Here is a 26,188-nt window from a genome sequence, read left to right as displayed (position 1 = left end):
TGTTTTGAATCTGTTTCGTTTCTATGAAGGATTTTTCCCTTCTCATATTGAATATCAAACATATCGAGGTGAAAATCCCGATGTCAGCCACTCAGCCACTTGTAACGATGAAAGGCAGGAAGGACGGCCTTGTACTCGTTATGGACGAAGCTTGTGCTTATCGTGATTTGGTGCGTGAACTTAAAGAAAAACTAGCGGCGAATACTAACCTATATAAAGAGGGTCCCGTTATCTCAGTTAAAGTTCAAGCGGGAAACCGCTATATAAGCGAGGTTCAACGCGATCAGCTAAAAGAAATTATCCATTCTTTTGATCATTTGAAAGTTGAAGATATTCAATCGAACGTGATGACTCTTGAAGATATTGCAAAGAAAAAGGCACAGGAGAAGATTGTACCGATCGCTCGAATCATTCGTTCCGGACAGGTGCTCTCAGTTGAAGGTGATTTGCTTCTTGTCGGTGACGTTAACCCGGGAGGAACGGTTTCGGCAACCGGAAACATCTATATATTTGGAGCGCTTCGAGGTGTTGCTGCGGCAGGTTCAGACGGCGACGGTAAAGATGCGGTGATTGTCGCTTCAATAATGAAACCGACACAGCTCAAAATCGGACAAGTCATCAGTCGAAATGAGAATGGCTCGGTGGAAGAAATGAAAGAAGATCACTTACTTGAATGTGCCTATTTGGATGAAAAAATCGGAAAGATTGTTATCGATCGAGTGCATGCAGCATTAAAGAAACGGAATCTGTCACTAGTGCTTGAGAAGTTGTAAGATTTATGGAAAAGGGGTGTAAACGATGGGGGAAGCAATCGTTGTGACTTCAGGCAAAGGCGGTGTCGGAAAAACGACGACGTCCGCGAATGTCGGCACGGTACTGGCCTTACAGGGGAAGAAAGTCTGTCTGGTGGATACGGACATCGGTTTGCGTAATTTAGACGTTGTTATGGGGCTGGAGAACCGTATTATTTATGATCTTGTGGATGTGGCACAAGGTCGGTGCAAGCTGAATCAGGCGCTGGTTAAAGATAAACGCTTCGAGTGTCTCAGCATGCTTCCTGCAGCACAGACAACGGACAAAACAGCTGTCAAGCCTTCTGAGATGAAGAAAATGGTTGACGAATTGAAATCAGACTTTGATTATGTGATTATTGATTGCCCGGCAGGAATCGAACGCGGATTCAGAAACGCAGTTGCGGGTGCAGATCACGCAATCGTTGTGACAACACCGGAAATATCTTCAGTGCGTGATGCAGACCGAATTATCGGGTTGCTGGAGCAGGAGAAACAAATTACGCCGCCTCGATTAATCATCAATCGCATACGGCAGCATTTGCTGAAAAGCGGAGAAATGCTGGAAATTGATGAGATCATGAATATCCTGGCGATCGATCTGCTCGGAATTGTTGTCGATGACGATGGTGTGATCTCATCTTCAAATAAAGGTGAGCCGGTTGCACTCAATCCATCATCAAAGGCTGCCCAAGCTTACCGAAACATCGGCAGGCGCATCCTGGGCGAGACGGTACCGCTGATGGTACTTGATGAGAAAAACGGATTTTTCCATCGTTTTAAGTCGTTGCTCGGCATGCGATAAATTGGTTTAAAAAGGCGGCTGCACGCGGATGTATATCTGCGCGGCAGCCGCTTTTTTTAACAGGGTAAAGAAACATTCATGACCCGCTTGAGGGGCGCGGAACACCGTTTGAATGAAAACACCATTGTGATAAAGTGCCATGTATTTACATCGCTTTTCCTTGCTGGTACGACGATATGGTTATAAGATGCTGAGTTTTAATCTGCACTTATCGGTTGAGCGATCAGGGAAATCGCCCAATCTGATAAATAGACGGAGAAATTCCCCCTATTTAGAAAATGAATAAAAATATAGCTTAAATAGACGGATAAATTCCGCTTATCGAGTCGAAAAACATGGAAAATAGAAGGTTTTGCTTTGCATAACTGGAGAAATTCCCCTTATATACCCATGAAAAAATCTCCATGATGCATATAACCGGAAAATTTCCGCTTATTTTACTCATTACATATTTAGGACCGGAATGCTTTATGAACAGAAGTGAAATGGAAGAACTTTCGCTTAATGCGCATGTGTTCTGAACGCAACGCGAAAGCCACCGCATCCCGCGGAAGTAAGAACCGGGCGTTTTTGTGCCCGGTTTTTCTTATCACTCATAATTTTCGCTTTGTCGGCATACAGTCCTTTTAGAAGGCAAGTCCAAAGAATTAAAATCTATTGACCTGCACATAGCCGTACCCGAACGTATGGATTAAAAGAAAAACGGACAAGGGCAGAAAGGAAGCCGACGATGAGGGACTTTATGGATTATAAACGAAGACATGAGCAACGAAAACAAAGAAAATTAATGATGTTGCAGACCTCGCCTAAGCCTTTTATGGAATATAAGCATGGTAGCGGAGGCAGGCGTGATGACCAATCTCCCTACTTTGAACCGTTTGATGAACAAAGACAGCCGCCCGTGCATCATGGGCGTCGATTCTTGCTTCAATGTGTTCTTTCTGCATTACTTGTTGGTTCTGCTTATTGGGTAAATAATGCTGCAGGAAGTCAATTTCAGGCCATCAAAAGCTCAATTAATACGGCGATGACACAAGAATTCCAATTTGCTGCCGTTTCGAATTGGTATGAGAAGAATTTAGGTGATCCGATCAGCTTTCTGCCTAGTTTCAAAAGTGACTCAGTCAACACCGCAAATGGAGGAAGCACGAGTACGAAAGAGAAAAGTAAGACGTCTTCTTTTGCTGACCCGGTCGTCGGCGAAGTGAAATTACCCTACAGCAGTCAATCCAAGGGTGTTACCGTCGAAACCACGTCACATTCTGAAGTCAAGGCAGCAAAAGACGGTCTTGTTGTGTTTGTCGGAAAAAAGAAAAACATTGGCGAGACGGTCGTCATTCAGCATAAAGACAGTGATGAATCATGGTATGGAAAACTAGACAAGGCAAATGTAAAGGTGTACCAGGAGGTGAAAAAAGGTCAGAAAATCGGCATTACCTCCGAAAAAAACAAAAAAGGAACTTTCTATTTCGCATTGAAAAAGGGTGAAAAATTTATCGACCCCATTCAGGTGATGTCCTTTGACTAGTTTACTGCCGAAAATTAGAATACATCCTGTATTTTGGTTGGTTATCGCCGCTGGAACGCTGACCGGCCATTTATGGGAGACGGCGATCGCATTTCTGATTGTCCTTATTCATGAACTCGGCCACGCCATTGCGGCAAAAGGGTTCGGCTGGAATGTCATTGAAATCGAGCTGCTGCCTTTCGGCGGTGTCGCAAAACTGGATGAGCATGAAGCCCATCCTTTTTATCAAGAAATTATCGTCCTTCTTGCTGGACCGCTCCAAAATGTTTGGCTGCCGCTGCTTTCCTATGCAATGCTTGGCTTGCCGTTCTGGGGAACAGACCAGCATCATCTGTTTTTGGCACAAAACAGTGCATTGCTTCTTTTCAACCTGTTGCCCATTTGGCCTTTAGACGGCGGACGCCTTTTGCATGTGCTGTTGGAAATTGTCTATCCATTTAAACCTGCATATAAAAAAATGCTGTATTTTTCTGCGGCTGCCTTACTGCTCTTCAGTATCCTGACATTTTGGCGCTATCCTTTTTCAATTAATCTTTGGGTGATCGTACTCTTTATTCTTATTGCACTCTATAAAGAGCGGCGTGTCTTGCCGCTTCGATTTATTCGCTTCCTGCTTGCCCTTTCAAATACCAAGTATCGATTTGTTCGATTAAAACGGCTGAAAGTAACGGGGGATGCACCACTTTCCGCAGTTTTCTCTCTATATTACAAAAATGCGGAGCACCGCATTCATATTGTTGGAGAAAAGAATTCTGATATCGATGGAAGAAGGCTTGCAAACGACTATTTCAAAGGTAGCTGTGAAGGTGATACAATCAATGACTGCCGCTGAATGGCGCATGATTTGCACCGTTTGTCCGCATTTGCGATAATGGAAACGAATGTGGAAAGCTGGTGATGTTATGTCCAAAGAGCCCATGACTGTAGTATTGGAAAAAGAAAACAAAGGTGTGCGTGCTGCTCTTCTTGAGAATGGGTCGGTTGTTTCTTTTTATTATCAATCAGATGCAAACGACGTCCGGGTCGGCGATCTTTTCATCGGACGGATTCTGAAAAATCGTTTTAGCCAAGTAGGCTGGTTCGTTGACCTTGGCGACGGACAAAGCGGCTTTCTGCCGAACCATAAACAGCGTCCGGATCACACAGTGGAACCAGATGAGCGGATTATTGTACAGGTAGATAAGGAAGAACGGGATGGAAAGGTTCCGGAGCTGACGGAGCAAGTCCAAATCAAAGGAAAAAACTTGATTTTTCTACCTTTTAGTCCCTATGTTGCCGTCTCAAGACGTCTACCGGAAAATCTGCGCGAGCATTTTAAAAAAAAGGTGTCGGAGTGGTGCGCTCCGGGTGAAGGCGCTATAATTCGTACGCAAGCTGGCGAACAGGATCTTGCCGCAATTCTAGAGGAATTTAAGTCCTTAAAAGGCATCGCGTCCACTTTAATTTGCACTGCAAAAAATGTTTCTTCAGAGAAAAGAGTCCTGCGCCAATTTTCATTTGCCACGGCACTTTTGAATGAAAATCATTTTCCGCAAACGAGCACGGTAATCGCTAATTTTTTAATCAATCAAGACGCACTCCCGCCAAATACGAAATTCATATATAAAGAACATCAAGATCTTTTCAGTTACCTTAATCTTGAATCAGCCTATAAGGCTGCACTGCGGCCCTATGTGCCCCTTGAATCCGGAGCATCATTAATGATCGAATATACAGAGGCACTCACAGCAATTGATGTGAACTCAGGTTCGACAGCTATTCATAACAATTGGGAGGAGACAGCTTTTCGTATTAATCAGTCAGCAGCTAAGGAAATTGCCAAGCAACTGCGGCTGCGACAAATCGGCGGTATGGTCGTCATCGATTTTCTTCGTATGGAAAAGGATGAAAATCGGTACCAATTGCTCCATGAACTTGACTGTTTAACGAAAAATGATCCGAATGCTGTACAAGTATTCGGATTTACTCGATTGGGACTAGTTGAATTGGTTCGCAGAAGACAGCGCTGCGGTCTTCGTGATCGATTCATTCAGGAAGAGAATTAAGTGGGATGGTTTATTGACAGGTAAACCAGCGTTGTGTTATCATACTCCTGTTATTGTGTTGTTAGAGGACTTAGGAGCATCTCGCTCCAACCGCTCAGAACTGGCCTTAATGTCTATGATAGGACAGCCTTTCTCTGGCGAGTCTGAGAATGACAGGTTCGGACAATCTTTTTCCGAACACGATCCTAAAGGAGGTGCATCAGAATGTATGCAATTATTGAAACCGGAGGCAAGCAGCTGAAGGTAGAAGAAGGAAAGTCGATTGTTGTTGAAAAGCTTGCTGCAGAAGCAGGCGATACGGTTACTTTCGACAAGGTGCTTTTTGTTGGCGGTGAAGACGTTAAGGTCGGTGCTCCGACTGTTGAAGGCGCTAGTGTTACTGCGAAGGTCGTTGAACAAGGACGCGACAAGAAAATTGTCGTTTTCAAGTTTAAGAAGAGAAAGAATTATCGTCGTAAACAAGGGCACAGACAACCGTTCACGAAAGTTGTGATTGAAAAGATCAATGCTTGAGGTGAACTCCGGTGGTTGTTTTAACTGTTCGGCGCGATCATTATGGAAAAATTTTTGCTTTTAAATTAACCGGTCATGCGGACAGCGGTCCTCATGGGCAAGACTTGGTCTGTGCGGCGGTTTCGGCTGTTGCATTTGGATCAGTCAATGCCGTGGAATCACTTGCCAACCTGAAAATGGATGTACGGCAAAAGAATGACGGCGGTTATCTTGAATGCGGAATTTCCGATTGCCCAGCCGATGCCAATCTGGAAAAAGCTCAATTGATTTTGGAAGCGATGCTGGTCTCAATGCGAACGATTGAAAAGTCCTACGGGCAATATATCCGAATTAGCGATTAAGGAGGTGCTTCGGCATGTTGAAATTAGATCTTCAGTTTTTCTCATCGAAAAAAGGTGTAGGTAGTACAAAAAACGGCCGTGATTCCATTTCGAAACGTCTGGGCGCTAAAAGAGCAGACGGACAATTGGTGACAGGCGGCTCGATTCTGTATCGTCAACGCGGAACGAAGATTTATCCTGGAACGAACGTTGGCCGCGGTGGCGATGATACGCTGTTCGCAAAAGCTGATGGTGTTGTTAAGTTTGAAAAGTTCGGTCACAACCGCAAAAGAGTAAGTGTCTATCCGGTAGATGCAGTTAAAGAAGCTTGATGATTCTTTCATTGCGATGAACGAACTGAGGCGGCAGATGATTTTTTGCGCAAGCAAAAAATAGCATCTGCCGCTTCTTTTTATACTATAAGAGAGTTTATAATTTTAAGGAAAATAGTATAAGTGCAACTAAGGCTTCACCTTCGGCAGAGGCTTGGCGAAGCCAAGTTTTCTAATATCGAAAATTATGAAGAACGGATTCCGGCGGCCAAAGACCAAATTAAAGATAATAAAGGTGTAGTACTTGTAAGTCATTGTTCACAATCCGATCATGTGTATCTGTTATACTTGAGATGTAGATGATTGGGAAAGGATGGCAATGATGTTCAATACGGAAAAAAGTATCGAATTACTGAATTCGGCGCGACATGAGTATTTGAACGACCTTCAGTTGATCAAAGGATATCTTTTCTTAAATAAAAAGCAAAAAGTCGAGCAGATTATTGACCGAGTGACAGAAAAGCTGAACAATCAATCGCGGCTTGCTCATCTGCATATTCCGGAGTGTGCTGCTTTTTTGATGCAGTTCAGATGGTCGTCTCATGCGTTCAGTCTGATTTTCGAGGTGGACGGACCTGAGAGGGATCTGTCAGTTTATGATACAGAACTGATGGAGACTTTCCGTGAATATTTCACGATTATCGAACGCTATTCTGCTCCGATTGTAGATAATACGGTTCGCGTCGTTATTGAAACTGAGCCTGTGCTACGGATTCATCTCTATTTTGAAGGTGAAATGGTTAACCAAAGGACTGCGACGGAACAATTAAACAAGCAGAATGTGAATCGTTCTTTTCAATGGGTTGAACACTATAAGATAAATAATGAATGTGATACAAGATGAGGTGGTCTATTTGTTTGTTGATCAAGTGAAAGTATTTGTCAAAGGCGGCGATGGCGGAAACGGCATGGTTGCCTTCAGACGTGAAAAATATGTGCCTGACGGCGGCCCGGCTGGAGGGGACGGCGGTAAAGGTTCAGATGTCATTTTTGAAGTGAACGAAGGTCTTCGGACATTGATGGATTTTCGCTACAAAAGGCATTTTAAGGGCCAAAAAGGCGAAAATGGCAAAACCAAGAATCAGCATGGGAAAAGCGCGCAACCGCTCGTTGTTCAGGTTCCGCCGGGAACGGTGGTTAAGGATAATGCGACCGGACAAGTGATTGCTGATCTAACGGAGAACAATCAAAGAGCAGTGATTGCTGCCGGCGGACGCGGCGGACGCGGGAATACCCGCTTCTCAACACCTGCAAACCCGGCTCCCTATATTTCCGAAAATGGAGAACCGGGTCAAGAACTTGAGGTCCAACTTGAGTTGAAGCTGCTTGCCGATGCCGGTCTCGTCGGATTTCCGAGTGTAGGAAAGTCAACACTCCTATCTGTTGTGACGTCGGCTAAGCCTAAAATTGCCGAGTACCACTTTACGACACTGGCTCCGAACCTTGGAGTAGTGGCTGTGGACGAAGGCCGAAGCTTTGTGCTTGCAGATCTTCCCGGATTGATCGAAGGTGCGAGCAGCGGAGCGGGACTTGGTTATCAATTTTTGCGCCATATTGAACGGACACGTGTCATTATTCACGTCGTAGATATGTCCGGGAGTGAGGGAAGAGATCCCTTTGATGATTATACCAAGATTAATGAAGAGCTAAAAAGCTATCAACTGCGTCTTCTTGAGCGTCCGCAAATCATTGCAGCTTCCAAAATGGATATGCCGGACGCCGAGAAGAATCTAGAGGCATTTAAGAAAAAAATTGATCCAAATATAAAGATATTCCCAATTTCCTCATTGACGCAAGCCGGACTGAAAGAGTTAGTCGGGGAAGCCTATGAACTAATACTGACGACACCTGAATTTCCGATGGAACAACCAGAACAAGAGGACGGCAAGGCGTTGTACACATTTGAAAAAGAGGAAATTCCATTTACGATCACTGAAGATGAAGATGGAATCTTTAATGTGTCCGGGCCGAAAGTGGAACTTTTATTCAAAATGACTAATTTTCAGCATGATGAAGCGATTCGGCGGTTTGCACGCCAACTGCGAGGCATGGGTGTTGATGACGCATTGCGCGCAAAAGGTGTGACTGAAGGCGATACTGTACGGATCATGGATTTTGAATTTGAATACACGGATTAAACAGGCAGGTTACAGCAGATAACCTGCCTGTTTTAATGCATGAACAGCATGCTCAATCTTTTCTGAAGTATCCGCTTCAAGCTCATGCAAATGAACACCGTCGGTCAATGAAGAAAGCAGAGAAGCACCTGTTTTTTCAAGATTTTCAACAAATTTAGTGACATCGGAACGATTCCGAATCATTAAAGAGCGCGTAATCTCTCCGTACAATGGATGCTCCACCGTTACATTAAGCACGGTCACACCGCATGTGACAATGCGTGTAAGTTCATCTTCGGTTTCGCTGATCGTGTGATTACACGCGACGATTCTTTTTATTGTGTTAGACTGAGCCTTTTGTAGCAGAAGATAGCCTTGGGATGTGGCAATGATCTGCTTACCTTCAGCTTTGAGCAGTGAGATATCCTGAACAATAACCTGCCTGCTCACCTGCATTTCATCAGCAAGATCGTTACCTTTGATTGGATCCGCAGCCTTCTTAAGCCGTTCCATAATTGACGTTCTGCGTTCAACAGCGGATCTTCGTTTCTCTTTCTTCTGCTTCATCGTTAACACTCCATTGTTTATTTTGCGTCGGCCATTTAAATCTTCCGAGCAGCAGCTTGTTTCGCAAATTTTGATGTTTTAAGTATAAAACAAAAATAGGTGCCTGTGCATTATTAGCCATTTCGCTCGAAAAAAATTGGGACAGCAGCAAAGCAAGTTTCCTGTGCAAAGAGTGGCAAAAAGCCCAATGCAGCCATATATATAAAATGACTTTCACAGGAGGGATGGAGAACCGTGAAACTATATGTTGTCCAAAATGGCGATACTATGGAAAATATCGCAAGTAAACACGGAATGACTATTGACGAATTCAGGAAGATGAATACAAATTTAGACGAAAATTCATTAACCCAGGGAATGAAGGTGAAGGTAGCGATCGGCAAGCAGCCATTGAAGAGGGCCCTTTCAACAAATCAACGCTCTGAAATTGTCCATCACCAAGCACCGCAGGCACCTGTCCATCAGGCTCCGGCCCAACCGGCACCTGTACAGCAAGCACCTGTACAGCAAGCACCTGTACAGCAAGCGCCCGTACAGCAAGCACCGGTTCAACAAGCGCCGGTACAACAGACGGCACCTGCACCTGCTCAACCGAAGGTAAAGATCGAAGCCGCTGAACAAAAACCAAATGCATCGGCCGGTACACAAACAGCAGGACAATCAACTTCTGATTACGCAAAAGTAATGTATCCAAAAAATCCCGAGTCGACGAGCTGGGCACCGACAGGTTCTGGATCGTATCCAAACTTTTCAACACCACAAGCCCCAACAGCAGTCAGCCCTGCTTCGCAAGGAAATGCGGGAACCGCAATGAGCCCGGCAAGCCAAGGAACAATGCCTTACTTTCCAATGGGAAACCAAGGGAATGTGACAAGTCCATGGACGCAGGGACCAAATCAGGGAAGTATGGTAAGTCCATGGACACAAGGGTCAAATCAAGGAAATGTGACGAGTCCGTGGACGCAGGGCCCGAATGCTGGCAGTGTAGTCAGTCCGGCAGCGCAAGGTTCAAACCAAGGAAGTATGGTAAGTCCGTGGACACAGGGCCCGAATGCTGGCAGTGTAGTCAGTCCGGCAGCGCAAGGTTCAAACCAAGGAAGTATGGTAAGTCCGTGGACACAAGGCCCGAATGCCGGCAGCACCATCAGTCCGTCAACTCAAGGTTCGAATCAAGGAAGTATGGTAAGTCCGTGGACACAGGGCCCGAATGCCGGCAGTGTAGTCAGTCCGGCAACCCAAGATTCGAACCAAGGAAGTATGACAAGTCCATCCGTTCAGGGAAGCGGTGCCAATCCTTATTATCCAAATGCAGTAGGCGGTGCTGCTTCTCAGAAGCCGGTTTATCATCCAAACGATCAGATGGGGGCAAAGAGTCCATATTATCCGCAACTGCAGCCTTGGGCCGGTCAGCAACCGCAATTTCCGATTGGTCATGGAAAAGTGCAGCTTGATAAAGCTTATGTAGGCGGTCAAACAGCAGGCAGTAAGAAAACGATGCCGTGGACGAATCCACAAGTAGCGGGTACTGCGGCTAAACCACAGCAACCGCAAACCGCACCTGCCGGCAGCGGCAAAATGGCTCCTGTGCAGACAGATCCAATGGGAGGCTATCCATATCCGTTTGTGCCAAATAAATCACAAACAGGTAAACCATGTAATTGCGGCGGCCCCGCACCCTATTCGCCATATGGGAATGCACCAGTTGCCGGGTATTACGGCGGAAATCAACCGCCGCGTCCTCAGCCGATGCCGTATTGGGCAATGCCCAATGCATCCGCGCCGATTTACCAAGGAGGACAATCCGGAACGCCTAAAAAATAAAAAATTTTATGGGTAAATGCTGATCTTCAGCATGGATGCAGTCCCTGCATACGTCTTCTATTTTTTGCTAATTTAACGGTAAAAATTCTTAAGCGTAAAATGCTCCTTCTTCACACATGATAAGTGCGAAAGGGGGAGTAAAAGTGAAAAAAGCAATAGCAAAATTAGGGACAGTATTAACGTTAAGCGCCTTGTTGGCAGGTTGTCAGGCGGACAACGCTGCGTATAACCGTCCCAATGCGCCGCGTGATGTAAATTACCGCACCGGCTACAATAATCCAAACTCAAATGCGGTTCCGCCGACTTCACCTGATTACAGCAATCTGAGCGGTGACACCAATAATCAGGTAAACCAATTGAGTTATGGAGATCAGAAGAAATTAGCAAACCGTATTGCAGATCGAGCAGCTTCTGTTGATGGAGTGGATGAGGCTCATGTACTGGTTTCGGGGAATAGCGTTGCCATTGGCGCTGTTCCAGATAAAGGACAAAATGATCGTGCAAATTTAAGAAAGAAAATCAGGCTTGCAGTTCTTCCGCTTGCAGGCGGTCGTGAAGTGCTGGTATCAACCGACAGCCGTTATGTGAAACGAATTACGGCAACAGAAGCCACGTTTAATGCTGGCAAGGCGACTCGAGAAGTTCGCTCAGATATTGTTGGTATTATCGACGATTTAACCAATGCTGTTAAACGTCCGTTTGAAAACAACAGCAAATAAAAAGAATTATTCTGAGAGAAAGAGCAAGGGCATTAAGCCTTTGCTCTTTTTTTCGGGATAAAAAATGGGTATAATGGGAACGGAATGAAATTTGCGGAGTACATTAAAGCAGCGTGTGAAGAACTTAGGGTCAGAAAAACATTAGTAAGTAGAGAACGGCTTTGGCTAGTTCTTTTTTTGACCTTATGTTTATCAGACGGACGCATTAATCTTTTGTTTACCGCATTTTTTGGGGAGGAGAAGAATTATGTCTGGACATTCAAAATGGAATAACATACAGCATAAGAAAAATGCGTTGGATGCCGTACGTGGTAAAATGTTTATGAAGCTATCCAAGGATATTTTCCTTGAAGCGCGTCACGGTGGCGGTGATCCAAGTATGAATGCCGGATTAAGGCATGCGATCGAAAAAGCAAAAGCTGCCAATATGCCAAATGACAATATTTCCCGGGCAATCAAGAAAGCGACCGGAAATTTGGACGGCGTGACCTATGAAGAAATTACTTATGAAGGATACGGTCCAGGCGGTGTTGCAGTCATGGTTGATGTTCTGACCGACAATCGTAACCGATCAGCTTCTGATATCCGTCACGCATTTACAAAGAGCGGCGGCAATTTAGGCGAATCGGGAAGTGTCGGCTTCCTGTTCGAAAAGCAGGGCATCATTGAAATTGAAAAAAAAGACGGCCTAGATGAGGACACGGTTATGATGGATGCCATCGACGCAGGGGCAGATGATATGAGAACTGAGGAAGATCGGTTTATTATCGTGACGACACCTGACGTTTTTGAGGATGTCCGAAAAACGTTGGACGAAGAAAAAGGCTATGAAATTGATCGTGCTGAGGTCGCTATGATCCCGACGACTAAAACTCCGTTGAGCGGAACAGACCTCGAAAAAATGGAAGCATTGATCGAGGCTTTGGAAGACAACGACGATGTACAGGATATTTACAGCAATCTTGAAGAAGCATGATTTCAGATGAGTGTGAATGAGGGGACATTCGACATGAATGTCTCCTCATTTTTTACTGTGCTCAGTCCCTTACTTGCATGTGAAACGCCTATGAGCAGCATGATGGTACCTATTAGCTTTTCTTGGGACAAATGCTTGCCATGTGATATGATAGACAAAGATCTTAGCTTAGAAACGATGGACGAGGAGCAAGCTTAGTGTTTGATTATATTAAAGGAATTTTGACCTATCTGTCCGGCAGCGGTATTGTCATTGAGCAGGGCGGATTCGGCTACAAGATCATATGTCCGAATCCGTTCAGCTATCAACCGCAGCTGAATAAAGAAACGAAGATTTATCTTTACCAGTATGTGCGCGAGGAAGCGAACGTTTTATATGGATTTCAGACGAGAGAGGAACGGGAATTGTTTGTCCGGTTGCTCTCTGTTTCCGGGATTGGACCGAAAAATGCGCTTGCCATTCTTGCTTCGGGGGATCCTGATGAGGTTATTCAAGCAATTGAGGCGGAGGACGATAAGTTTCTCACCCGTTTTCCGGGAATCGGCAAAAAAACAGCGGGACAAATAGTTCTTGATTTGAAGGGCAAGCTGCAAGAATTTGCTGTACGGCCTGCGGACATGCAATTAGAGGAAAATGCAGACAGCAGGCTGGAAAACGCGCTGGCGGAAGCGACGGATGTTCTGTCGATGCTTGGTTATTCAGAAAGAGAAATCCGTAAAGTTGTGCCGCAGTTAAGCAAACTTGACTTAAGTGCGGAGAACTATGTGAAAGAAGCTTTGAAGCGATTATCCAAAGTGTAAAAGGAGGGCGCCCGATTTGGAAGAGGATCATTTGCTGTCTAGTGACTCGACACTTGAGGATCAAGGGCTGGACCAATCCATTCGCCCTTCTGATTTAGACCACTACATTGGTCAAGAAGAAATAAAGCAGAACCTGAAAATTTTTATTTGTGCAGCAAAGGCACGTCATGAACCGCTCGATCATGTGCTTCTTTACGGCCCACCCGGACTAGGCAAAACAACTTTATCGATGATTATCGCATCGGAAATGGGCGCAAATATTCGAACAACATCCGGACCGGCACTTGAGCGGCCGGGCGATCTTGCTGCTGTGCTCTCATCACTTGAACCTGGCGATGTGCTTTTTATTGACGAGATTCACCGCCTTCCTCGCCATGTTGAAGAAATTCTTTATCCGGCAATGGAAGATTTCTGCATGGATATTGTGATCGGAAAGGACGAAACCGCACATTCGGTACGGATCAATCTGCCGCCGTTTACGCTCGTCGGTGCAACCACGAGGGCCGGTTATTTGTCTCCTCCGCTTCGTGACCGTTTCGGCGTGATCAGCCGTCTTCAGTTTTACAGCCCGGAAGAGTTGTCAATGATTATAAAAAGAACGGCATCCGTACTGCAAACAGAAATTGAAGAGGATGCCTGCTTTGAAATCGCACGACGCTCACGGGGAACGCCTCGAATCGCGAACCGCCTGCTCAAGCGCATTCGCGACTTTGCCCAGGTAGAGAGCAATGGCCTTATTGACCGCGCAACGGCGAGGAACGGGCTGAGCCGTCTCCATGTTGACGAAGCGGGGTTAGATCGTGTCGATCATCAGCTGCTGATGGGAATCATTGACCAGTTTCACGGTGGTCCGGTAGGATTAGATACCCTAGCAGCTGCTATTGGCGAAGAACGGCATACAATTGAAGACGTGCATGAGCCGTATTTGCTTCAAATCGGTTATATTCAGCGCACGCCGCGCGGACGGATGGTTACCGATCAGGTATACAGCCACTTTAATCTTGAACGAGGAGATCGGAAGTCATGAGCGGTATAAGCAGAACACTCATGATTGCCGGTGCCGTTCTGTTTTTAGTCGGCCTGTGCTGGCCTCTGATAGGACGGCTTCCTGGAGATATAATGTTTAAAAAGGGAAATACCACTTTTTTCTTCCCTATTGTGACTTGTATTATAATAAGCTTAGTTTTATCACTAATAATGTATGTAATAAATCACTTCTTTCACAGGATGTGATGATTTCAACGTTGCTCACAGGACGTACTTCCGCAGGATGCGGTGGCCTGGATGTTACTCACAGGATGTGAGTAACATCCAGGATCCCTTGCAATGAGTTGAAGTTCCTATAAAAAGAAAGAGAGTGCTGAAATGGAATTATCTGATTTTGATTATGAATTACCTGAAGAATTGATTGCGCAGACCCCACTGAAGGATCGCGCGGCATCGCGGCTCATGGTGCTGAATCCGAACAAGGATCGAATTGCACACCATACGTTTAGCGAAATTATCGATTATCTAAATCCGGGCGACTGCCTTGTTCTGAATGATACGAAGGTGCTCCCGGCACGGTTGATCGGCCATAAAGAAGAGACCGGCGCAAAAATTGAATTGCTGCTTCTGAAACAAAAAGAAGGAGATACATGGGAATGCTTAGCCAAGCCGGCAAAGCGCGTGCATCAAGGGGCACGCATTTCATTCGGCGACGGGATGCTGGTCGGAGAGTGTACTGAAGAGCTGGATGAGGGACGCCGACTTGTGACCTTTCACTACCAGGGAATTTTTTATGAAGTCTTGGACGCACTTGGCAAAATGCCGCTGCCGCCTTACATAAAAGAGCAGCTCGATGATCCTGATCTGTATCAAACTGTCTATGCAAAGCATCGCGGATCTGCGGCAGCACCGACTGCGGGACTGCATTTCACGAAGGAATTGCTTGCAGAAATTGAAAAAAAAGGGATACACATCGTTTTTATTACCTTACATGTCGGACTAGGCACATTTCGCCCGGTTAAGGTGGACAAGATTGAGGAACACACCATGCATTCGGAATTCTATCAGATGTCTGCCCAGGCCGCTGAACGGCTGACGAAAACACGCGCCGAAGGCAAACGGATTATTGCGTGCGGCACAACGGTTATCCGTACATTAGAGACAATAACAGCGAAATTTGACGGCAAGTTTGAAGAAGCATCCGGCTGGACTGATATTTTTATTTATCCAGGATTTAAATATCGCGCTATTGACGGAATGATCACCAATTTCCATTTACCTAAGTCGACACTCATCATGCTGGTCAGCGCATTCACAGGCCGTGAGTTCATTATGAAAGCCTATCGCGAAGCGGTAAAGGAACGGTATCGTTTCTTCAGCTTTGGCGATGCTATGTTTATTGAGGAAGGAATTAACCATTAATGAATCAAGCTGCAGTTACCTATGAATTAATTAAGACAGATAAGAAAACGGGAGCGCGACTTGGGAAGCTCCATACGCCACACGGAACGTTTGATACGCCAATGTTCATGCCGGTCGGAACACAAGCAACGGTCAAGACGATGAGCCCGGAAGAACTAAAGGAGATGGGTGCAGGTGTCATCCTGAGTAATACCTATCATCTCTGGCTTCGCCCGGGTGAAGATATAGTACAGGAAGCCGGCGGCCTCCATCATTTTATGAATTGGGATCAGGGAATATTGACTGATTCCGGTGGTTACCAGGTATTCAGTCTAAGCAAGCTTCGTGATATCTCTGAGGAAGGTGTGCATTTTCGCAACCACCTGAATGGTGAGAAACTTTTTCTGTCTCCCGAAAAGTCGATAGCGATCCAAAATGCGCTTGGTTCGGATATTATCATGGCGTTTGACGAGTGTCCTCCGTTTGATTCAACCTATGAGTACATGAGGACATCCGTAGAACGTACGAGCCGTTGGGCGGAGCGTTGTCTGGCAGCTAACGTCAATCCCGATCGTCAAGCGCTGTTCGGCATCGTGCAAGGCGGCGGCTATAAAGAGCTCCGCGAACTGTCGGCGCGTGCACTGACTTCGCTTGATTTTCCAGGCTACGCAATCGGCGGGCTGTCGGTTGGAGAACCGAAGGATAAAATGAATGAAATGCTTACCTACACGACTCCGCTGCTCCCTGCTGATAAGCCACGCTATCTAATGGGCGTCGGTTCGCCTGATTCACTGATTGACGGTGCCATTCGTGGCATCGACATGTTCGATTGCGTGCTTCCGACTCGGATTGCGCGCAATGGTACATGCATGACCGAGCATGGGCGGCTTGTTATTCGCAATGCGAAATTTGCCCATGACTTTGGTCCGATCGATGAATCATGCGACTGCAAGGTATGCCGAAATTATTCGCGCGCGTACATCCGTCATCTGGTAAAAGCAAATGAAACATTCGGATTTCGCTTAACTACTTACCATAACCTTTATTTTCTGATAAAATTAATGAAGCGTGTCCGATCTGCGATCAAAGAAGACCGGCTGCTTGAATTCAGAGAGGAATTCTTTGAATCGTATGGTTTTAATAAACCGGGTGCTAAAAACTTTTGAGTATAGAAGGGAAGAAGTTCATTGAATCTAATGCAGTTGTTACCATTGTTGGTGTTTGTAGCGATTTTTTATTTTTTGCTCATTCGCCCGCAACAAAAGAGATCTAAAGAAACAAGAGCAATGCAATCTGCTCTGTCCAAAGGCGACAAGGTGATTACGGTCGGCGGACTTCAAGGAACGATCGATTCGATCGACGATCAGGCAGCAGTGCTTCGCTGCGGCGGTACGAAACTGACTTTTGAACGCAATGCGATCCGTGCGGTCCTTAAAAAGGCCAATGCACCGGAACCTGCTGTTGAAGAAAGTACAGAAAAATAATAAATCAAAAAAAGCGGCCGCTTATGGCCGCTTTTTTTAAATCCGCAAATTAATGCTTTCCGGCAAAAAGGTTGACGCCAATTGCGCCTCCAAGCGAAGCAGAGGCAATATTAGCGACAAAGAATAAGTACTGATTCAGGCTTGGGCTCTGATTAAGACCAAGATACTGAAAGAAGAGACTGAACAAACAGTAAGCGAGTCCGGTAATGGCACCGATCAAAAGCCCTTTTTCTTTTGTCTTTGATCCGGAAATCACGCCGCCGATAAAAAGCGCGACAATTGAGATCACGATGGGAAGAATGGAGCCATTCGATTCTGCAAACGTTGTGAAACGTAGCAGTGAAGCAAGCAGAAACGCGGAAGCAAGGACGATGAGGATCGCAGCAATCATTCCGTATGTGACAGCACTAAGCCAATTTCGGGACATTTTACCACCTCCGACATAATAAGTGAATTTATGGATAAAGGATTTGGGATTGCCGCATGAAACCCGACAAATCGAGATTCCTGATAGTCCATCTTATTCGGACAAGATCAAAAACATGACACCTGTCCCATTCATGAAATCGTTCAGTTTGCTCATACTAAATACAGAGAGGAGGAGCAGAATGGGAACATCGATGATTCGAATGCTTTGCTTGGCGCTGCTCATGTTTATGGGATTCAGAAAGTCATTGAATGAAAAAGTTTCAGATCAATCGGGTTTTGAAATCGCGCTTGTATTCTCTGCGGTCGAATTAATCGTTGCGGCTGTAATTATGCCGGAAAAGCCGCTGCTCCCGCTGCTCATGCCCTTTCTGATTTTGATCCTCATTTATCGATCACGCTTTTGGCTCTATCGGTTCGCCGCTAAATGGTCGATTCATGAACATCTCATTCAATATTTTAAGGCTGCTGATTTCCGCTTACCGAAAAAGAAACCGGATCATTCGTTGCAATCCGATCATGAACATCCTCGCCCCGGGCTCTCACTCATTGAAAATGGAAAAGTACGGAGCGATAATCTGGAACAAATCGGAAAGACACAGCTCTGGCTTAGACAGGAGCTGAGAAAATTCGGCTATCGCAATATTCGCCAAGTCAACTATTTAAGAATGGATCCTCTGGGAAATTTCTACATGGATCTTAACAAATACATGCGTAATGATTAACTGAGCCACTTTCCGATGATCGGGAGCTGGCTCAGTTGTTCTTTTTGCAGCAAACCGAGAAAAGACGCGAGTACTAGATAGAGTGCGGCTACCAATGAGATCAACATCAACGTTCTCGGGAAAAGCGACCAGGCAGTAAATGTACGCTGAATAAGCAGATGTGCGACGAAACCTGAGAATGCGATTAAGAGAAAGGTGCGGATGTAGTCCCGAATAATCAACGAAAATCCGATGGCTTTAAACATGACTGCGGCGTGCAGGACGGTGACGAGAACAACATTAGTGCAGATAGCAAGTGCAGTACCTTTAATACCGAATTCCGGCCGGCAGGTGAGTACAAACAACATAATGGTTTTGACAACCGCTCCTGTTAAGGTGTTATACATGGCCGCCTTTGCTAAATCCAGTGCCTGAAGAACGGCATGCATGGGTGCTTGAAAATAAAAGATCATGAAAAACGGCGTCATAATGTAGAGAAATTGAGCTGACTCGGGTGAGTCGTAAATAATGCTCATCAGCGGTTTGGCGAATGAGTAGGTGACAACAATGGAAAGACCACCGGTGAGCATAGCAATGCGCAATGCTTGATTCAAACGATAGTGAATCAGATTAAAGGATTTCCGCGCATAGGCTTCGCTGATCGCAGGAACAAGCGAAACATGCAGGGCATGCGTGATGAAGCTTGGCAGCAGCAGAAGTGTCATCGCGTATCCGGTCAGCTGTCCGTAAAGTTGTGTGGACGAGGCAATGGAGTAACCGGCGATGACGAGCGCATGTGAGACGATCATTGGTTCGAAGAAATTACCGAGCGATGAGATGAGCCGGCTGCCCATCGTCGGCAAACCGATTCGGAGCAAGTCGCGCAGAACTTCACGAGTTCCCTTTAATGATTTTCGCTTCGGCCCTTTCATCTTTATTCCTTCGCCGTGTTTGAAGACATAGAGCATATAAAGAAGCGAGGCACATTCTCCTGCCGATCCGGCAATCATTGCACCGGCTGCGGCATAGGCGACTCCGTAAGGCATTAACAGGTTGGCTAGTGTCGCGACGAGCGAAATACGAACCACTTGCTCAACTATTCCAGAATAGGCATACGGCTTCATGTTGCGAATTCCTTGGAAATAGCCGCGCAGAACCGAGCTTACGGCGACGATTGGGATCACCGGTGTTATGGCAAGCAGAGGGTAGATAACGCGCGTATCAGCAAATAAGTAGTTTGCCGACAGCGGAATGATGATCAGCATAATTGCGGTGAGTACGATGCTGACGAATCCGACAATGGCAAGCGACCAGGCAAGTACCAATTTAACTTTGCGGAAGTTGCCGAATGTCTGCGCCTCTGCAACAAGTTTCGATATAGCAACCGGCAAACCAAGTTCGGTAAGCGTTACGACCAAGAGCATGGCCGGAAACGCCATCATAAAGAGGCCGACCCCTTCGTCACCAATTACACGAGCAAGAACCATTCCGTTAATCATACCGAGAATGCGGGTAATCAAACCCGCTGTCATTAATATAAAAGAGCCTTTTAAAAAAGATTGTCGTGTCATGAGCGGCCCGCCTTTGTTTGCAAATTAATAAATAAGTAAATGATGTGGCTAGAGACCACGGCTGGAAAGGAAAGTTCGCGGCCATAGTGGAGTATATGCATCAAAAGGGTCCAAGCATGACAAGCCATGCTCATTTAATAAGCATCATGACCGAACTATTAGAGAAGGGGCATGGCCTCATTTGTTTTTTTGTGTTTCGTATTCAATCACAAATATGCTATTATAGGCTTTATGGGAGGAATCGAAATGCCGGATGAATTGAATGATATGGATAAGTGGCGGACGATCATTGAGCCGTTTCTGCAAAGTAAATTAAATGAGTTTCAATTGCTCGGTCTTAATCACTTGAAAATGGATGAATTCTGGCAATTTGTTAAAGAATCTCTGGAAAAAAAGAAAGAGGACAAACCCGAACGAATACATGAAGTGGTGGCTGCGGTCATGGCGCTGACTGTGAATGATTACATGAACAAGTTGCGCTTGGATCTATTTAAAAACAGCTCAAATGAAATGGACAGCTCACTGTTCAGATAAATGCGATTCGCAAGCGGGGGGAGCTTTCGTAGTTAACGAGAGTCGATAAAGAGAAGGGAGCAGGCTTAGAACATGGTAAAAAAAGGACCGATTTTTTCCTTTTTTGCGCTTTTAATTGTGCTGGGAATTATCATTGGTTTTGCAGTAAATCCCATCATACATAGGGTGAATTTGGGACTTGACCTTAAAGGCGGGTTTGAAGTGCTGTATCAGGTCGAACCGCTGAAGGCAGGTCAAAAAATTGACAGTGACACAATGAGCAACGCGGTTGCTGCAATCAATAAACGAATCAACGTGCTCGGCGTCAGTGAACCGAATATTTCGATTGAAAACGGACATCGAATTCGTGTTCAACTTCCAGGCGTGAAAAATGAGCAACGCGCGCGCCAGCTGCTGTCAACAACGGCGAAGCTGGAATTCCGCGATTATAAAGACAGGCTGATGTTGGACGGATCGGATTTGAAACCGGGCAAGGCGAAGGTCGCTTTCGATGAAATGAACAAGCCGATGGTTACTTTGCAGCTGAAGGATCCGAAGAAATTTGCCAGTGTGACGAAGAAAATCGCTGGTTACGCTCCGAACAATCAACTGGTCATCTGGATGGATTATCAAAAAGGTGATTCATACGCAAAAGAAGCGAAGAAAAGCAAACCGAAGTTCATTTCAGCTCCTAGTGTGTCTCAAGAACTAAATACTTCTGATGTTGAAATCACCGGGAGCTTTACAGCTAAAGAGGCTACGAATCTGAAGGATCTATTGAACTCTGGATCACTTCCGGTTCGGATGGTTGAGAAATATTCGACCTCTGTCGGTGCACAATTCGGACAAGACTCCATGAAAGAAACAATTTATGCCGGAGCACTTGCCGTTGCGGCCATCATGCTGTTCATGCTTTTGTTCTACCGTTTAGGCGGACTGATTGCGGATTTAACTCTGATTTTCTACAGTGTCATTGTTATGGCTGTGTTCGTCGGACTGCAAGCAGTGCTCACGCTGCCGGGCATTGCCGCGATGATCCTCGGCGTAGGAATGGCAGTCGATGCCAACATCATCACGCTTGAACGAATTAAAGACGAGCTGCGCGGCGGAAAATCCATACTCTCCGCATTTAAAGCCGGGAACCAACGTGCGTTGCCGACTGTTGTCGATGCCAACCTGACGACGATCATTGCCGCAGCTGTGCTGTTCGCCTTAGGAACCAGCGCAGTCAAAGGATTTGCCGTCATGCTACTGATCAGTAACGTGGTTACCTTCCTGACGTCGGTTTACGGTGCCCGTCTGCTGCTCGGTCTCTTGGTTCATAGCCGTGCACTAAATGATCATCCGTGGCTGTTTGGCGTAAAGAGGAGTGATATTCGTGGAATTAAATGAGAAAATGAATTACAAGCATTACAATAAATTTTACGATCACTTTGATTTTATGAAGCATAGAAATGTATTCTTTATCATTTCTTCTGCGTTGATTATAGTAGGTATCCTTTCACTCTTTGTCTTTAAGCTTAATTTGGGTATTGATTTTTCGAGCGGAACGCGAGTCGATGTTCAAAGTACACAGGCGATATCGATTGAAAAAGTTGATCAGGCATTTCGCGCGATGAACTATGATCCGGAACGTCCGGTCGTTTCAGGAACGCATAAGAATATCGCGACCGTTCGAATTAATAAAGAACTGAATCAGCACCAGATTGCGGAAATAAAAAGTAAAATCAAATCGCAATTCGGTATTGAGCCGAACGTCAGCTCAGTATCTCCACAGGTCGGACGCGATCTTGCGAAGAACGGTTTGTTTGCGTTGATTTTGGCTTCTATCGGTATCATCATCTATGTGTGGATCCGCTTTGAATTTCTTCAGGGTCTGACGGCGGTGCTCGCGCTGATCCATGATGCCTTTTTCATCGTGACCGTATTCAGCCTGTTTCACCTCGAAGTCGATATCTTGATCATTCCTGCTATACTGACGATTGTCGGTTATTCGATCAACGATACTATTGTGACGTTTGACCGTGTCCGTGAAAACATCAAGTTAAGCAGAAAAAGGCTCACAACAATTGAAGAATATTCGTCGATTGTTAACTTGAGTATTCGCGAAACGCTGACGCGATCATTAAATACGGTTCTGACTGTGTTAATTCCGGTTGTTCTGTTGCTGATCTTCGGCAGCGAATCGATCCGCAACTTTACGATGGCACTCTTCGTCGGACTGATTTGCGGCGTCTATTCGTCAATCTGTATTGCATGTCCACTATGGGCAGTGATGAAGGTTAAGTATCTTGATCAACGAAAGAAAAAGAGAACCGTACAAACTCAGGCGTAATTTTCAGTGGAGAAATGGAGGTACCGGTAAATGAAAAAACAGTGGAGAATACTCCTCGTACTCATTTTCACATTGATCATTGTTCTTTTTTCAATTGCTAATGTGGAGACCGTGGGGTTCAGCTTTCTGTTCGGCGTTGTCCGGCTGCCACTTATTCTTGTGATCATCGGATCGGTGTTGATCGGGGCGCTTCTCATTGGTCTGTTCACTTATTCCACAATTTACAAACAGCGGCATCGAATCGGCAAGCTGGAACGTGAGTTGCGAAGAATGATTGAACTGCACCCTGAGGATACCGATCGTTTGAAAGTAGATATAGGCAGTGAAACGTCATCAAGTGAATCACGGACTGCGAGGCGTCGGTCGAAAAAATAAAATCCGGCCTAAGCGGGGAACCGGTTGTTGAGGGAGCGCGAAGGCGGATGCTGAAATCGAAAAATCATTGGAAAATAAAAAAAGTGGATGAAGAAAAGGTGCAGCGGCTCTCAGAGTCGCTGCATATTTCTGTGATTACAGCTCGTTTACTGGTTGCCAGAGGATTTGACGATGCTGAACGCGCAAAGCGCTTTTTGCATTGTGAGCGCATGAAATTCTATGATTCTATGAAAATGAAAGGCATGAATGACGCCGCTGCCCGTATTACCGAAGCGGTCGCTCATGGTGAACAGATCCGCGTCTTTGGCGACTATGATGCAGACGGAGTCACATCGACAGCGATTCTGATTCGTGCGCTGACAGCAATCGGTGCACAGGTTTCATTTTATATTCCGAATCGGTTCAGAGATGGTTACGGACCTAATGTAGGCGCGGTTGAACAGGCAAAGAAGGACGGCGTAACACTCATTATAACTGTTGATTCCGGCATCGCAGCAAGCGATCCAGCCGAATGCGCGAAGCGTATGGGGATTGATTATGTGATCACCGATCATCATGAGCCGCCGGAACAGCTTCCGGAAGCTTTTGCGATTCTCAATCCAAAGCAGAAAGACTGTCCTTATCCCTTTAAAGGGTTGTCCGGTGCAGGAGTCGCACTTAAACTTGCCCAAGAGATCTGTCCGGCGGATGCATTTAATGAGAAACTGATTGCATTAGCAGCCATCGGAACCATTGCCGACCTTGTACCTCTCGTTGATGAGAATCGTTTGATTGCTTATCTTGGATTAAAAACGATGAATGAGGGATCGCTGCCGGGAATTGACGCACTCAAGATGAAAGCATCCGGAGCGAGCGCGGTTGACAGTGATGTGATCGGCTTTCAAATGGCGCCAAGGCTGAATGCCGCGGGACGCATGGATGATGCACGGGTTGCGCTTGAACTGCTGCTGACTGATGATAAGAGCGAAGCGGTGGCGCTTGCCGAACAGCTTGATTCATTAAATCAGGACCGGCGCGCAATCGTAGATAGAATAGCCAAAGAGGCTGATGCACAGGCAGCCGAATATATCAGTCGTGGCGATAAAGCACTTGTCCTTGCCGGAACAAACTGGCATCAAGGTGTCATCGGCATTGCGGCATCGAAAATTGTCGGCAAATATTACCGCCCTGTGATCATCCTCAGTATTGATAAAGAAACCGGTATTGCTAAAGGATCAGGGCGCAGTATCGATGGTTTCAATCTTTATCAGGGATTGAAGGACACATCGAGTCACCTGATTCAATTTGGCGGGCATCAGATGGCGGCGGGTATGACGGTTGCGAAAAGCGAGATTGGAGCGTTTCGGCAGGCTTTTGCCGCTGTGGCAGATCAAGTGCTTCAGCCCGAAGACCTTGTACCTCAATTGACCATAGACGGTATTTCCACAGTCGACGATCTGTCTGTAGAGCTGATTGAGGAATTGGCGAAGCTTGCTCCATTCGGCACGGACAATCCACGTCCGCTGTTTCAAATTGAGCAGGCACCGTTGGCGAAGATGGGCGCTGTTGGACGTAATAATAATCATTTGAAAGTGACGCTTAAGGGCAACGAAAAAGAGCTTGAGGCAATCGGATTCGGATTTGGCAACTGGCTTCCGCGTCTATCACCGAACGATCACTTAGCTGCAGTCGGCGAGTTAGGGATTAATGAATGGAACGGTTTTAGAAAAGCACAGCTGCTGATTCGTGATCTTCGTGTAGAGGGTATTCAAGTGTATGATTGGCGTTCCGTCCGCGACATTCATGAAAAAATGGCACAGCTTGCTGATGATTCTGTAACACTGCTTGCCTTTCAGCCGGAAACCGCTGCACATTTTCAGCTTGAAGGTGTAGCAAAGATATACGAACCCGGCATATCCATTTCAACGGATGCTGTTGCACTTCTTGATCTTCCAAACGAGGAAGCTCAACTTGAAGAAGTGATCGGAGAAAATCCGCAGCTTAATCGCTTTTATTGCATCTTTTATCATTCGGAAGATCACTACTTTTCAGTATTTCCGGAACGCGATCACTTTGTGTGGTATTACGCGTTGATTCGCAAAAGACATTCTTTTGATGTTCGGGCGATGATGCGACAGATCGCAGGATATAAAGGTTGGAGCGAGCAGTCGATTTCTTTGATGACCCAGGTGTTTTTTGAACTTGGTTTTGTTAAAATAGAGAAGGGTTTCCTAACCGAGAATCCTTCTCCGGTTAAAGCACCGCTGACGTCCTCCGAAACGTATTGTAAAGAGAGGATGCAACGTGAACTGGAGGCTCGCTTCTGCTACTCGCCGATCGGCGAGCTGAAGCAGTGGATCGCCGGACAAATCAAGCACGAGGATGAGCATGTTTTGAAGTAATTCCAATGATATTTTTTCATGTAGTTACGGTCAACGAATAGAGAGACCTTATTTTTTGAAATGGAGAGAGCGCACAGAATGGATTATGCAAAGTATATTAAGTCGGTTATGGATTTTCCAACCGCAGGTATTAATTTCAGAGATATTACGTCACTACTTGAGGAAGGGCCGGTCTATCGATCTGCCATTGATGAACTAGCAGTCTTCGCGAAAAGCAAGAATGCGGAAGTGATTATCGGACCGGAAGCGCGCGGATTCGTTATCGGAGGACCGCTTGCCTATTCTTTAGGACTCGGCTTTGTACCTGTCCGTAAACCTGGAAAATTGCCGCGCCCGGTTGCAACTGTTTCCTATGAAAAGGAGTATGGTGTCGATACTTTATGCGTGCATAAGGATTCGATTAAATCGGGACAGCGTGTGCTCGTTACCGATGATTTGCTTGCGACCGGTGGTACGATTGAAGCAACAATTAAATTGGTCAAACAATTGGGCGGTGTCGTTGCCGGTGTGGCCTTCTTAATTGAATTAACCGAACTCAATGGCTCCAAGCTGCTTAAAGATTATGATGTCCTGTCTTTAATTAAATACTAAACAGATGATCCGGAGTGCCTGGAATCAGGCACTCTCTTTTTCTCACTGTGTTTTGTCCGCTGTCAGGATGGACAGAATGGATGTAA

At 45.8% G+C, this 26,188-nt stretch carries 27 protein-coding genes, 1 pseudogene and 1 other annotated feature; of the genes and pseudogenes, 25 read left to right on the top strand and 3 right to left on the bottom strand.

Features of this window, described 5'->3' with window-relative positions; all coding sequences use genetic code 11:
- Positions 1-80: 80 nt before the first annotated feature.
- From minC to obgE, 10 genes are all read left to right on the top strand, one after another.
- Entirely contained in the window at positions 81-773 is a 693-nt protein-coding gene (gene minC, locus NOM01_RS00905) for a septum site-determining protein MinC (RefSeq protein WP_255745578.1), read from the top strand.
- A gap of 25 nt (positions 774-798) precedes the next feature.
- A complete protein-coding gene (gene minD, locus NOM01_RS00900) occupies positions 799-1,596 on the top strand; it encodes a septum site-determining protein MinD (RefSeq protein ID WP_255745577.1) in 798 nt (265 codons plus the stop codon).
- Between the two features lie 742 nt (positions 1,597-2,338).
- Positions 2,339-3,124 (top strand): M23 family metallopeptidase, encoded by a 786-nt coding sequence (locus NOM01_RS00895; protein ID WP_255745576.1) that lies wholly within the window; start codon positions 2,339-2,341, stop codon positions 3,122-3,124.
- On the top strand, positions 3,117-3,956 hold the full coding sequence (locus tag NOM01_RS00890; protein ID WP_255745575.1) for a M50 family metallopeptidase: 840 nt from the start codon (positions 3,117-3,119) through the stop codon (positions 3,954-3,956). Before NOM01_RS00895 ends, NOM01_RS00890 begins: the two co-directional genes overlap by 8 nt.
- 70 nt (positions 3,957-4,026) lie before the next feature.
- Positions 4,027-5,169 carry a ribonuclease E/G gene (locus NOM01_RS00885; RefSeq protein WP_255745574.1) on the top strand — a complete coding sequence of 381 codons (1,143 nt, stop codon included), beginning with the start codon at positions 4,027-4,029 and terminating at the stop codon, positions 5,167-5,169.
- Positions 5,170-5,247: 78 nt separating this feature from the next.
- Positions 5,248-5,324: a sequence feature (ribosomal protein L21 leader region), on the top strand.
- 49 nt (positions 5,325-5,373) lie between these two features.
- The gene (gene rplU, locus NOM01_RS00880) at positions 5,374-5,682 is read left to right on the top strand and encodes a 50S ribosomal protein L21 (protein WP_255745572.1); all 309 of its coding nucleotides are present in this window, start codon (positions 5,374-5,376) and stop codon (positions 5,680-5,682) included.
- An 11-nt stretch (positions 5,683-5,693) separates the two neighbouring features.
- Positions 5,694-6,023, top strand: coding sequence for a ribosomal-processing cysteine protease Prp (locus tag NOM01_RS00875; RefSeq protein WP_255745570.1), 330 nt, complete (start codon positions 5,694-5,696; stop codon positions 6,021-6,023).
- A gap of 14 nt (positions 6,024-6,037) precedes the next feature.
- Entirely contained in the window at positions 6,038-6,334 is a 297-nt protein-coding gene (gene rpmA / locus NOM01_RS00870) for a 50S ribosomal protein L27 (RefSeq protein WP_255745568.1), read from the top strand.
- 322 nt (positions 6,335-6,656) lie between these two features.
- Complete coding sequence (locus tag NOM01_RS00865; protein WP_255745566.1) at positions 6,657-7,178, top strand: Spo0B domain-containing protein; 522 nt, start codon at positions 6,657-6,659, stop codon at positions 7,176-7,178.
- A gap of 10 nt (positions 7,179-7,188) precedes the next feature.
- Positions 7,189-8,472 (top strand): GTPase ObgE, encoded by a 1,284-nt coding sequence (obgE, locus tag NOM01_RS00860; protein ID WP_255745995.1) that lies wholly within the window; start codon positions 7,189-7,191, stop codon positions 8,470-8,472.
- Positions 8,473-8,481: 9 nt separating this feature from the next.
- Here obgE and NOM01_RS00855 read toward each other — a convergent pair whose 3' ends face one another.
- Positions 8,482-9,018, bottom strand: coding sequence for a transcription repressor NadR (locus NOM01_RS00855; protein WP_255745564.1), 537 nt, complete (start codon positions 9,016-9,018; stop codon positions 8,482-8,484).
- A 234-nt stretch (positions 9,019-9,252) separates the two neighbouring features.
- On the opposite strand from NOM01_RS00855, the gene NOM01_RS00850 reads away from it, so the two are divergent.
- The 9 genes from NOM01_RS00850 to yajC all read left to right on the top strand — a co-directional run bounded on the left by NOM01_RS00850 (position 9,253) and on the right by yajC (position 17,206).
- Positions 9,253-10,839 carry a LysM peptidoglycan-binding domain-containing protein gene (locus NOM01_RS00850; protein ID WP_255745562.1) on the top strand — a complete coding sequence of 529 codons (1,587 nt, stop codon included), beginning with the start codon at positions 9,253-9,255 and terminating at the stop codon, positions 10,837-10,839.
- A 143-nt stretch (positions 10,840-10,982) separates the two neighbouring features.
- Entirely contained in the window at positions 10,983-11,558 is a 576-nt protein-coding gene (locus tag NOM01_RS00845; protein ID WP_255745560.1) for a YhcN/YlaJ family sporulation lipoprotein, read from the top strand.
- A 247-nt stretch (positions 11,559-11,805) separates the two neighbouring features.
- The gene (locus NOM01_RS00840; protein ID WP_255745558.1) at positions 11,806-12,534 is read left to right on the top strand and encodes a YebC/PmpR family DNA-binding transcriptional regulator; all 729 of its coding nucleotides are present in this window, start codon (positions 11,806-11,808) and stop codon (positions 12,532-12,534) included.
- Between the two features lie 197 nt (positions 12,535-12,731).
- The gene (gene ruvA / locus NOM01_RS00835) at positions 12,732-13,334 is read left to right on the top strand and encodes a Holliday junction branch migration protein RuvA (protein ID WP_255745557.1); all 603 of its coding nucleotides are present in this window, start codon (positions 12,732-12,734) and stop codon (positions 13,332-13,334) included.
- 16 nt (positions 13,335-13,350) lie between these two features.
- Positions 13,351-14,361, top strand: a complete 1,011-nt coding sequence (gene ruvB, locus NOM01_RS00830; protein ID WP_255745556.1) for a Holliday junction branch migration DNA helicase RuvB — start codon at positions 13,351-13,353, stop codon at positions 14,359-14,361.
- Positions 14,358-14,567 carry a DUF2905 domain-containing protein gene (locus tag NOM01_RS00825; protein WP_255745555.1) on the top strand — a complete coding sequence of 70 codons (210 nt, stop codon included), beginning with the start codon at positions 14,358-14,360 and terminating at the stop codon, positions 14,565-14,567. The genes ruvB and NOM01_RS00825 overlap by 4 nt, the downstream gene beginning before the upstream one ends.
- 132 nt (positions 14,568-14,699) lie before the next feature.
- Entirely contained in the window at positions 14,700-15,743 is a 1,044-nt protein-coding gene (gene queA / locus NOM01_RS00820) for a tRNA preQ1(34) S-adenosylmethionine ribosyltransferase-isomerase QueA (RefSeq protein ID WP_255745551.1), read from the top strand.
- Positions 15,743-16,888, top strand: a complete 1,146-nt coding sequence (tgt, locus tag NOM01_RS00815) for a tRNA guanosine(34) transglycosylase Tgt (RefSeq protein ID WP_255745549.1) — start codon at positions 15,743-15,745, stop codon at positions 16,886-16,888. The genes queA and tgt overlap by 1 nt, the downstream gene beginning before the upstream one ends.
- 30 nt (positions 16,889-16,918) lie before the next feature.
- Positions 16,919-17,206, top strand: coding sequence for a preprotein translocase subunit YajC (yajC, locus tag NOM01_RS00810; RefSeq protein WP_255745994.1), 288 nt, complete (start codon positions 16,919-16,921; stop codon positions 17,204-17,206).
- Between the two features lie 49 nt (positions 17,207-17,255).
- On the opposite strand, the gene NOM01_RS00805 is transcribed toward yajC, so the two are convergent.
- Positions 17,256-17,633, bottom strand: coding sequence for a TIGR04086 family membrane protein (locus NOM01_RS00805; RefSeq protein ID WP_255745547.1), 378 nt, complete (start codon positions 17,631-17,633; stop codon positions 17,256-17,258).
- 181 nt (positions 17,634-17,814) lie between these two features.
- Between NOM01_RS00805 and NOM01_RS00800 the strand changes: the two genes are divergently transcribed.
- A complete protein-coding gene (locus tag NOM01_RS00800; protein WP_255745545.1) occupies positions 17,815-18,357 on the top strand; it encodes a DUF421 domain-containing protein in 543 nt (180 codons plus the stop codon).
- Here NOM01_RS00800 and spoVB read toward each other — a convergent pair.
- Positions 18,354-19,907 carry a stage V sporulation protein B gene (gene spoVB / locus NOM01_RS00795; protein WP_255745543.1) on the bottom strand — a complete coding sequence of 518 codons (1,554 nt, stop codon included), beginning with the start codon at positions 19,905-19,907 and terminating at the stop codon, positions 18,354-18,356. The genes NOM01_RS00800 and spoVB overlap by 4 nt on opposite strands.
- 246 nt (positions 19,908-20,153) lie before the next feature.
- Here spoVB and NOM01_RS00790 point away from each other — a divergent pair, with 246 nt between their 5' ends.
- The 5 genes and pseudogenes from NOM01_RS00790 (at position 20,154) to NOM01_RS00770 (ending at position 26,102) form a co-directional block, all read left to right on the top strand.
- Entirely contained in the window at positions 20,154-20,441 is a 288-nt protein-coding gene (locus NOM01_RS00790) for a post-transcriptional regulator (protein WP_255745541.1), read from the top strand.
- 72 nt (positions 20,442-20,513) lie between these two features.
- Positions 20,514-22,755, top strand: a pseudogene (gene secD, locus NOM01_RS00785) (protein translocase subunit SecD).
- 30 nt (positions 22,756-22,785) lie between these two features.
- On the top strand, positions 22,786-23,130 hold the full coding sequence (locus NOM01_RS00780) for a LapA family protein (RefSeq protein ID WP_255745540.1): 345 nt from the start codon (positions 22,786-22,788) through the stop codon (positions 23,128-23,130).
- Positions 23,131-23,177: 47 nt separating this feature from the next.
- Positions 23,178-25,511 (top strand): single-stranded-DNA-specific exonuclease RecJ, encoded by a 2,334-nt coding sequence (recJ, locus tag NOM01_RS00775; RefSeq protein WP_255745538.1) that lies wholly within the window; start codon positions 23,178-23,180, stop codon positions 25,509-25,511.
- 78 nt (positions 25,512-25,589) lie between these two features.
- Positions 25,590-26,102: an adenine phosphoribosyltransferase gene (locus NOM01_RS00770; RefSeq protein WP_255745536.1), complete on the top strand. Its 513-nt coding sequence runs from the start codon at positions 25,590-25,592 to the stop codon at positions 26,100-26,102.
- Positions 26,103-26,188: the final 86 nt, after the last annotated feature.

It is taken from the genome of Sporolactobacillus sp. STSJ-5, assembly GCF_024385605.1.
Taxonomy (GTDB): Bacteria; Bacillota; Bacilli; order Bacillales; family Sporolactobacillaceae; genus Sporolactobacillus.
Note: the sequence above shows the minus strand (reverse complement) of the source record. Positions and strands in the feature narration are given on the sequence as shown.

What these genes read in the sequence shown, in the direction of transcription:
- yajC (WP_255745994.1), top strand. Translation starts at nt 16,919, where the DNA reads ATGCAGTTGTTACCATTGTTGGTGTTTGTAGCGATTTTTTATTTTTTG.
- recJ (WP_255745538.1), top strand. Translation starts at nt 23,178, where the DNA reads ATGCTGAAATCGAAAAATCATTGGAAAATAAAAAAAGTGGATGAAGAA.
- NOM01_RS00770 (WP_255745536.1), top strand. Translation starts at nt 25,590, where the DNA reads ATGGATTATGCAAAGTATATTAAGTCGGTTATGGATTTTCCAACCGCA.
- NOM01_RS00885 (WP_255745574.1), top strand. Translation starts at nt 4,027, where the DNA reads ATGTCCAAAGAGCCCATGACTGTAGTATTGGAAAAAGAAAACAAAGGT.
- queA (WP_255745551.1), top strand. Translation starts at nt 14,700, where the DNA reads ATGGAATTATCTGATTTTGATTATGAATTACCTGAAGAATTGATTGCG.
- NOM01_RS00865 (WP_255745566.1), top strand. Translation starts at nt 6,657, where the DNA reads ATGTTCAATACGGAAAAAAGTATCGAATTACTGAATTCGGCGCGACAT.
- minD (WP_255745577.1), top strand. Translation starts at nt 799, where the DNA reads ATGGGGGAAGCAATCGTTGTGACTTCAGGCAAAGGCGGTGTCGGAAAA.
- minC (WP_255745578.1), top strand. Translation starts at nt 81, where the DNA reads ATGTCAGCCACTCAGCCACTTGTAACGATGAAAGGCAGGAAGGACGGC.
- NOM01_RS00805 (WP_255745547.1), bottom strand. Translation starts at nt 17,633, where the DNA reads ATGTCCCGAAATTGGCTTAGTGCTGTCACATACGGAATGATTGCTGCG.
- NOM01_RS00780 (WP_255745540.1), top strand. Translation starts at nt 22,786, where the DNA reads ATGAAAAAACAGTGGAGAATACTCCTCGTACTCATTTTCACATTGATC.
- rpmA (WP_255745568.1), top strand. Translation starts at nt 6,038, where the DNA reads ATGTTGAAATTAGATCTTCAGTTTTTCTCATCGAAAAAAGGTGTAGGT.
- NOM01_RS00840 (WP_255745558.1), top strand. Translation starts at nt 11,806, where the DNA reads ATGTCTGGACATTCAAAATGGAATAACATACAGCATAAGAAAAATGCG.
- NOM01_RS00800 (WP_255745545.1), top strand. Translation starts at nt 17,815, where the DNA reads ATGGGAACATCGATGATTCGAATGCTTTGCTTGGCGCTGCTCATGTTT.
- tgt (WP_255745549.1), top strand. Translation starts at nt 15,743, where the DNA reads ATGAATCAAGCTGCAGTTACCTATGAATTAATTAAGACAGATAAGAAA.
- rplU (WP_255745572.1), top strand. Translation starts at nt 5,374, where the DNA reads ATGTATGCAATTATTGAAACCGGAGGCAAGCAGCTGAAGGTAGAAGAA.
- spoVB (WP_255745543.1), bottom strand. Translation starts at nt 19,907, where the DNA reads ATGACACGACAATCTTTTTTAAAAGGCTCTTTTATATTAATGACAGCG.
- NOM01_RS00790 (WP_255745541.1), top strand. Translation starts at nt 20,154, where the DNA reads ATGCCGGATGAATTGAATGATATGGATAAGTGGCGGACGATCATTGAG.
- NOM01_RS00855 (WP_255745564.1), bottom strand. Translation starts at nt 9,018, where the DNA reads ATGAAGCAGAAGAAAGAGAAACGAAGATCCGCTGTTGAACGCAGAACG.
- NOM01_RS00895 (WP_255745576.1), top strand. Translation starts at nt 2,339, where the DNA reads ATGGATTATAAACGAAGACATGAGCAACGAAAACAAAGAAAATTAATG.
- NOM01_RS00825 (WP_255745555.1), top strand. Translation starts at nt 14,358, where the DNA reads ATGAGCGGTATAAGCAGAACACTCATGATTGCCGGTGCCGTTCTGTTT.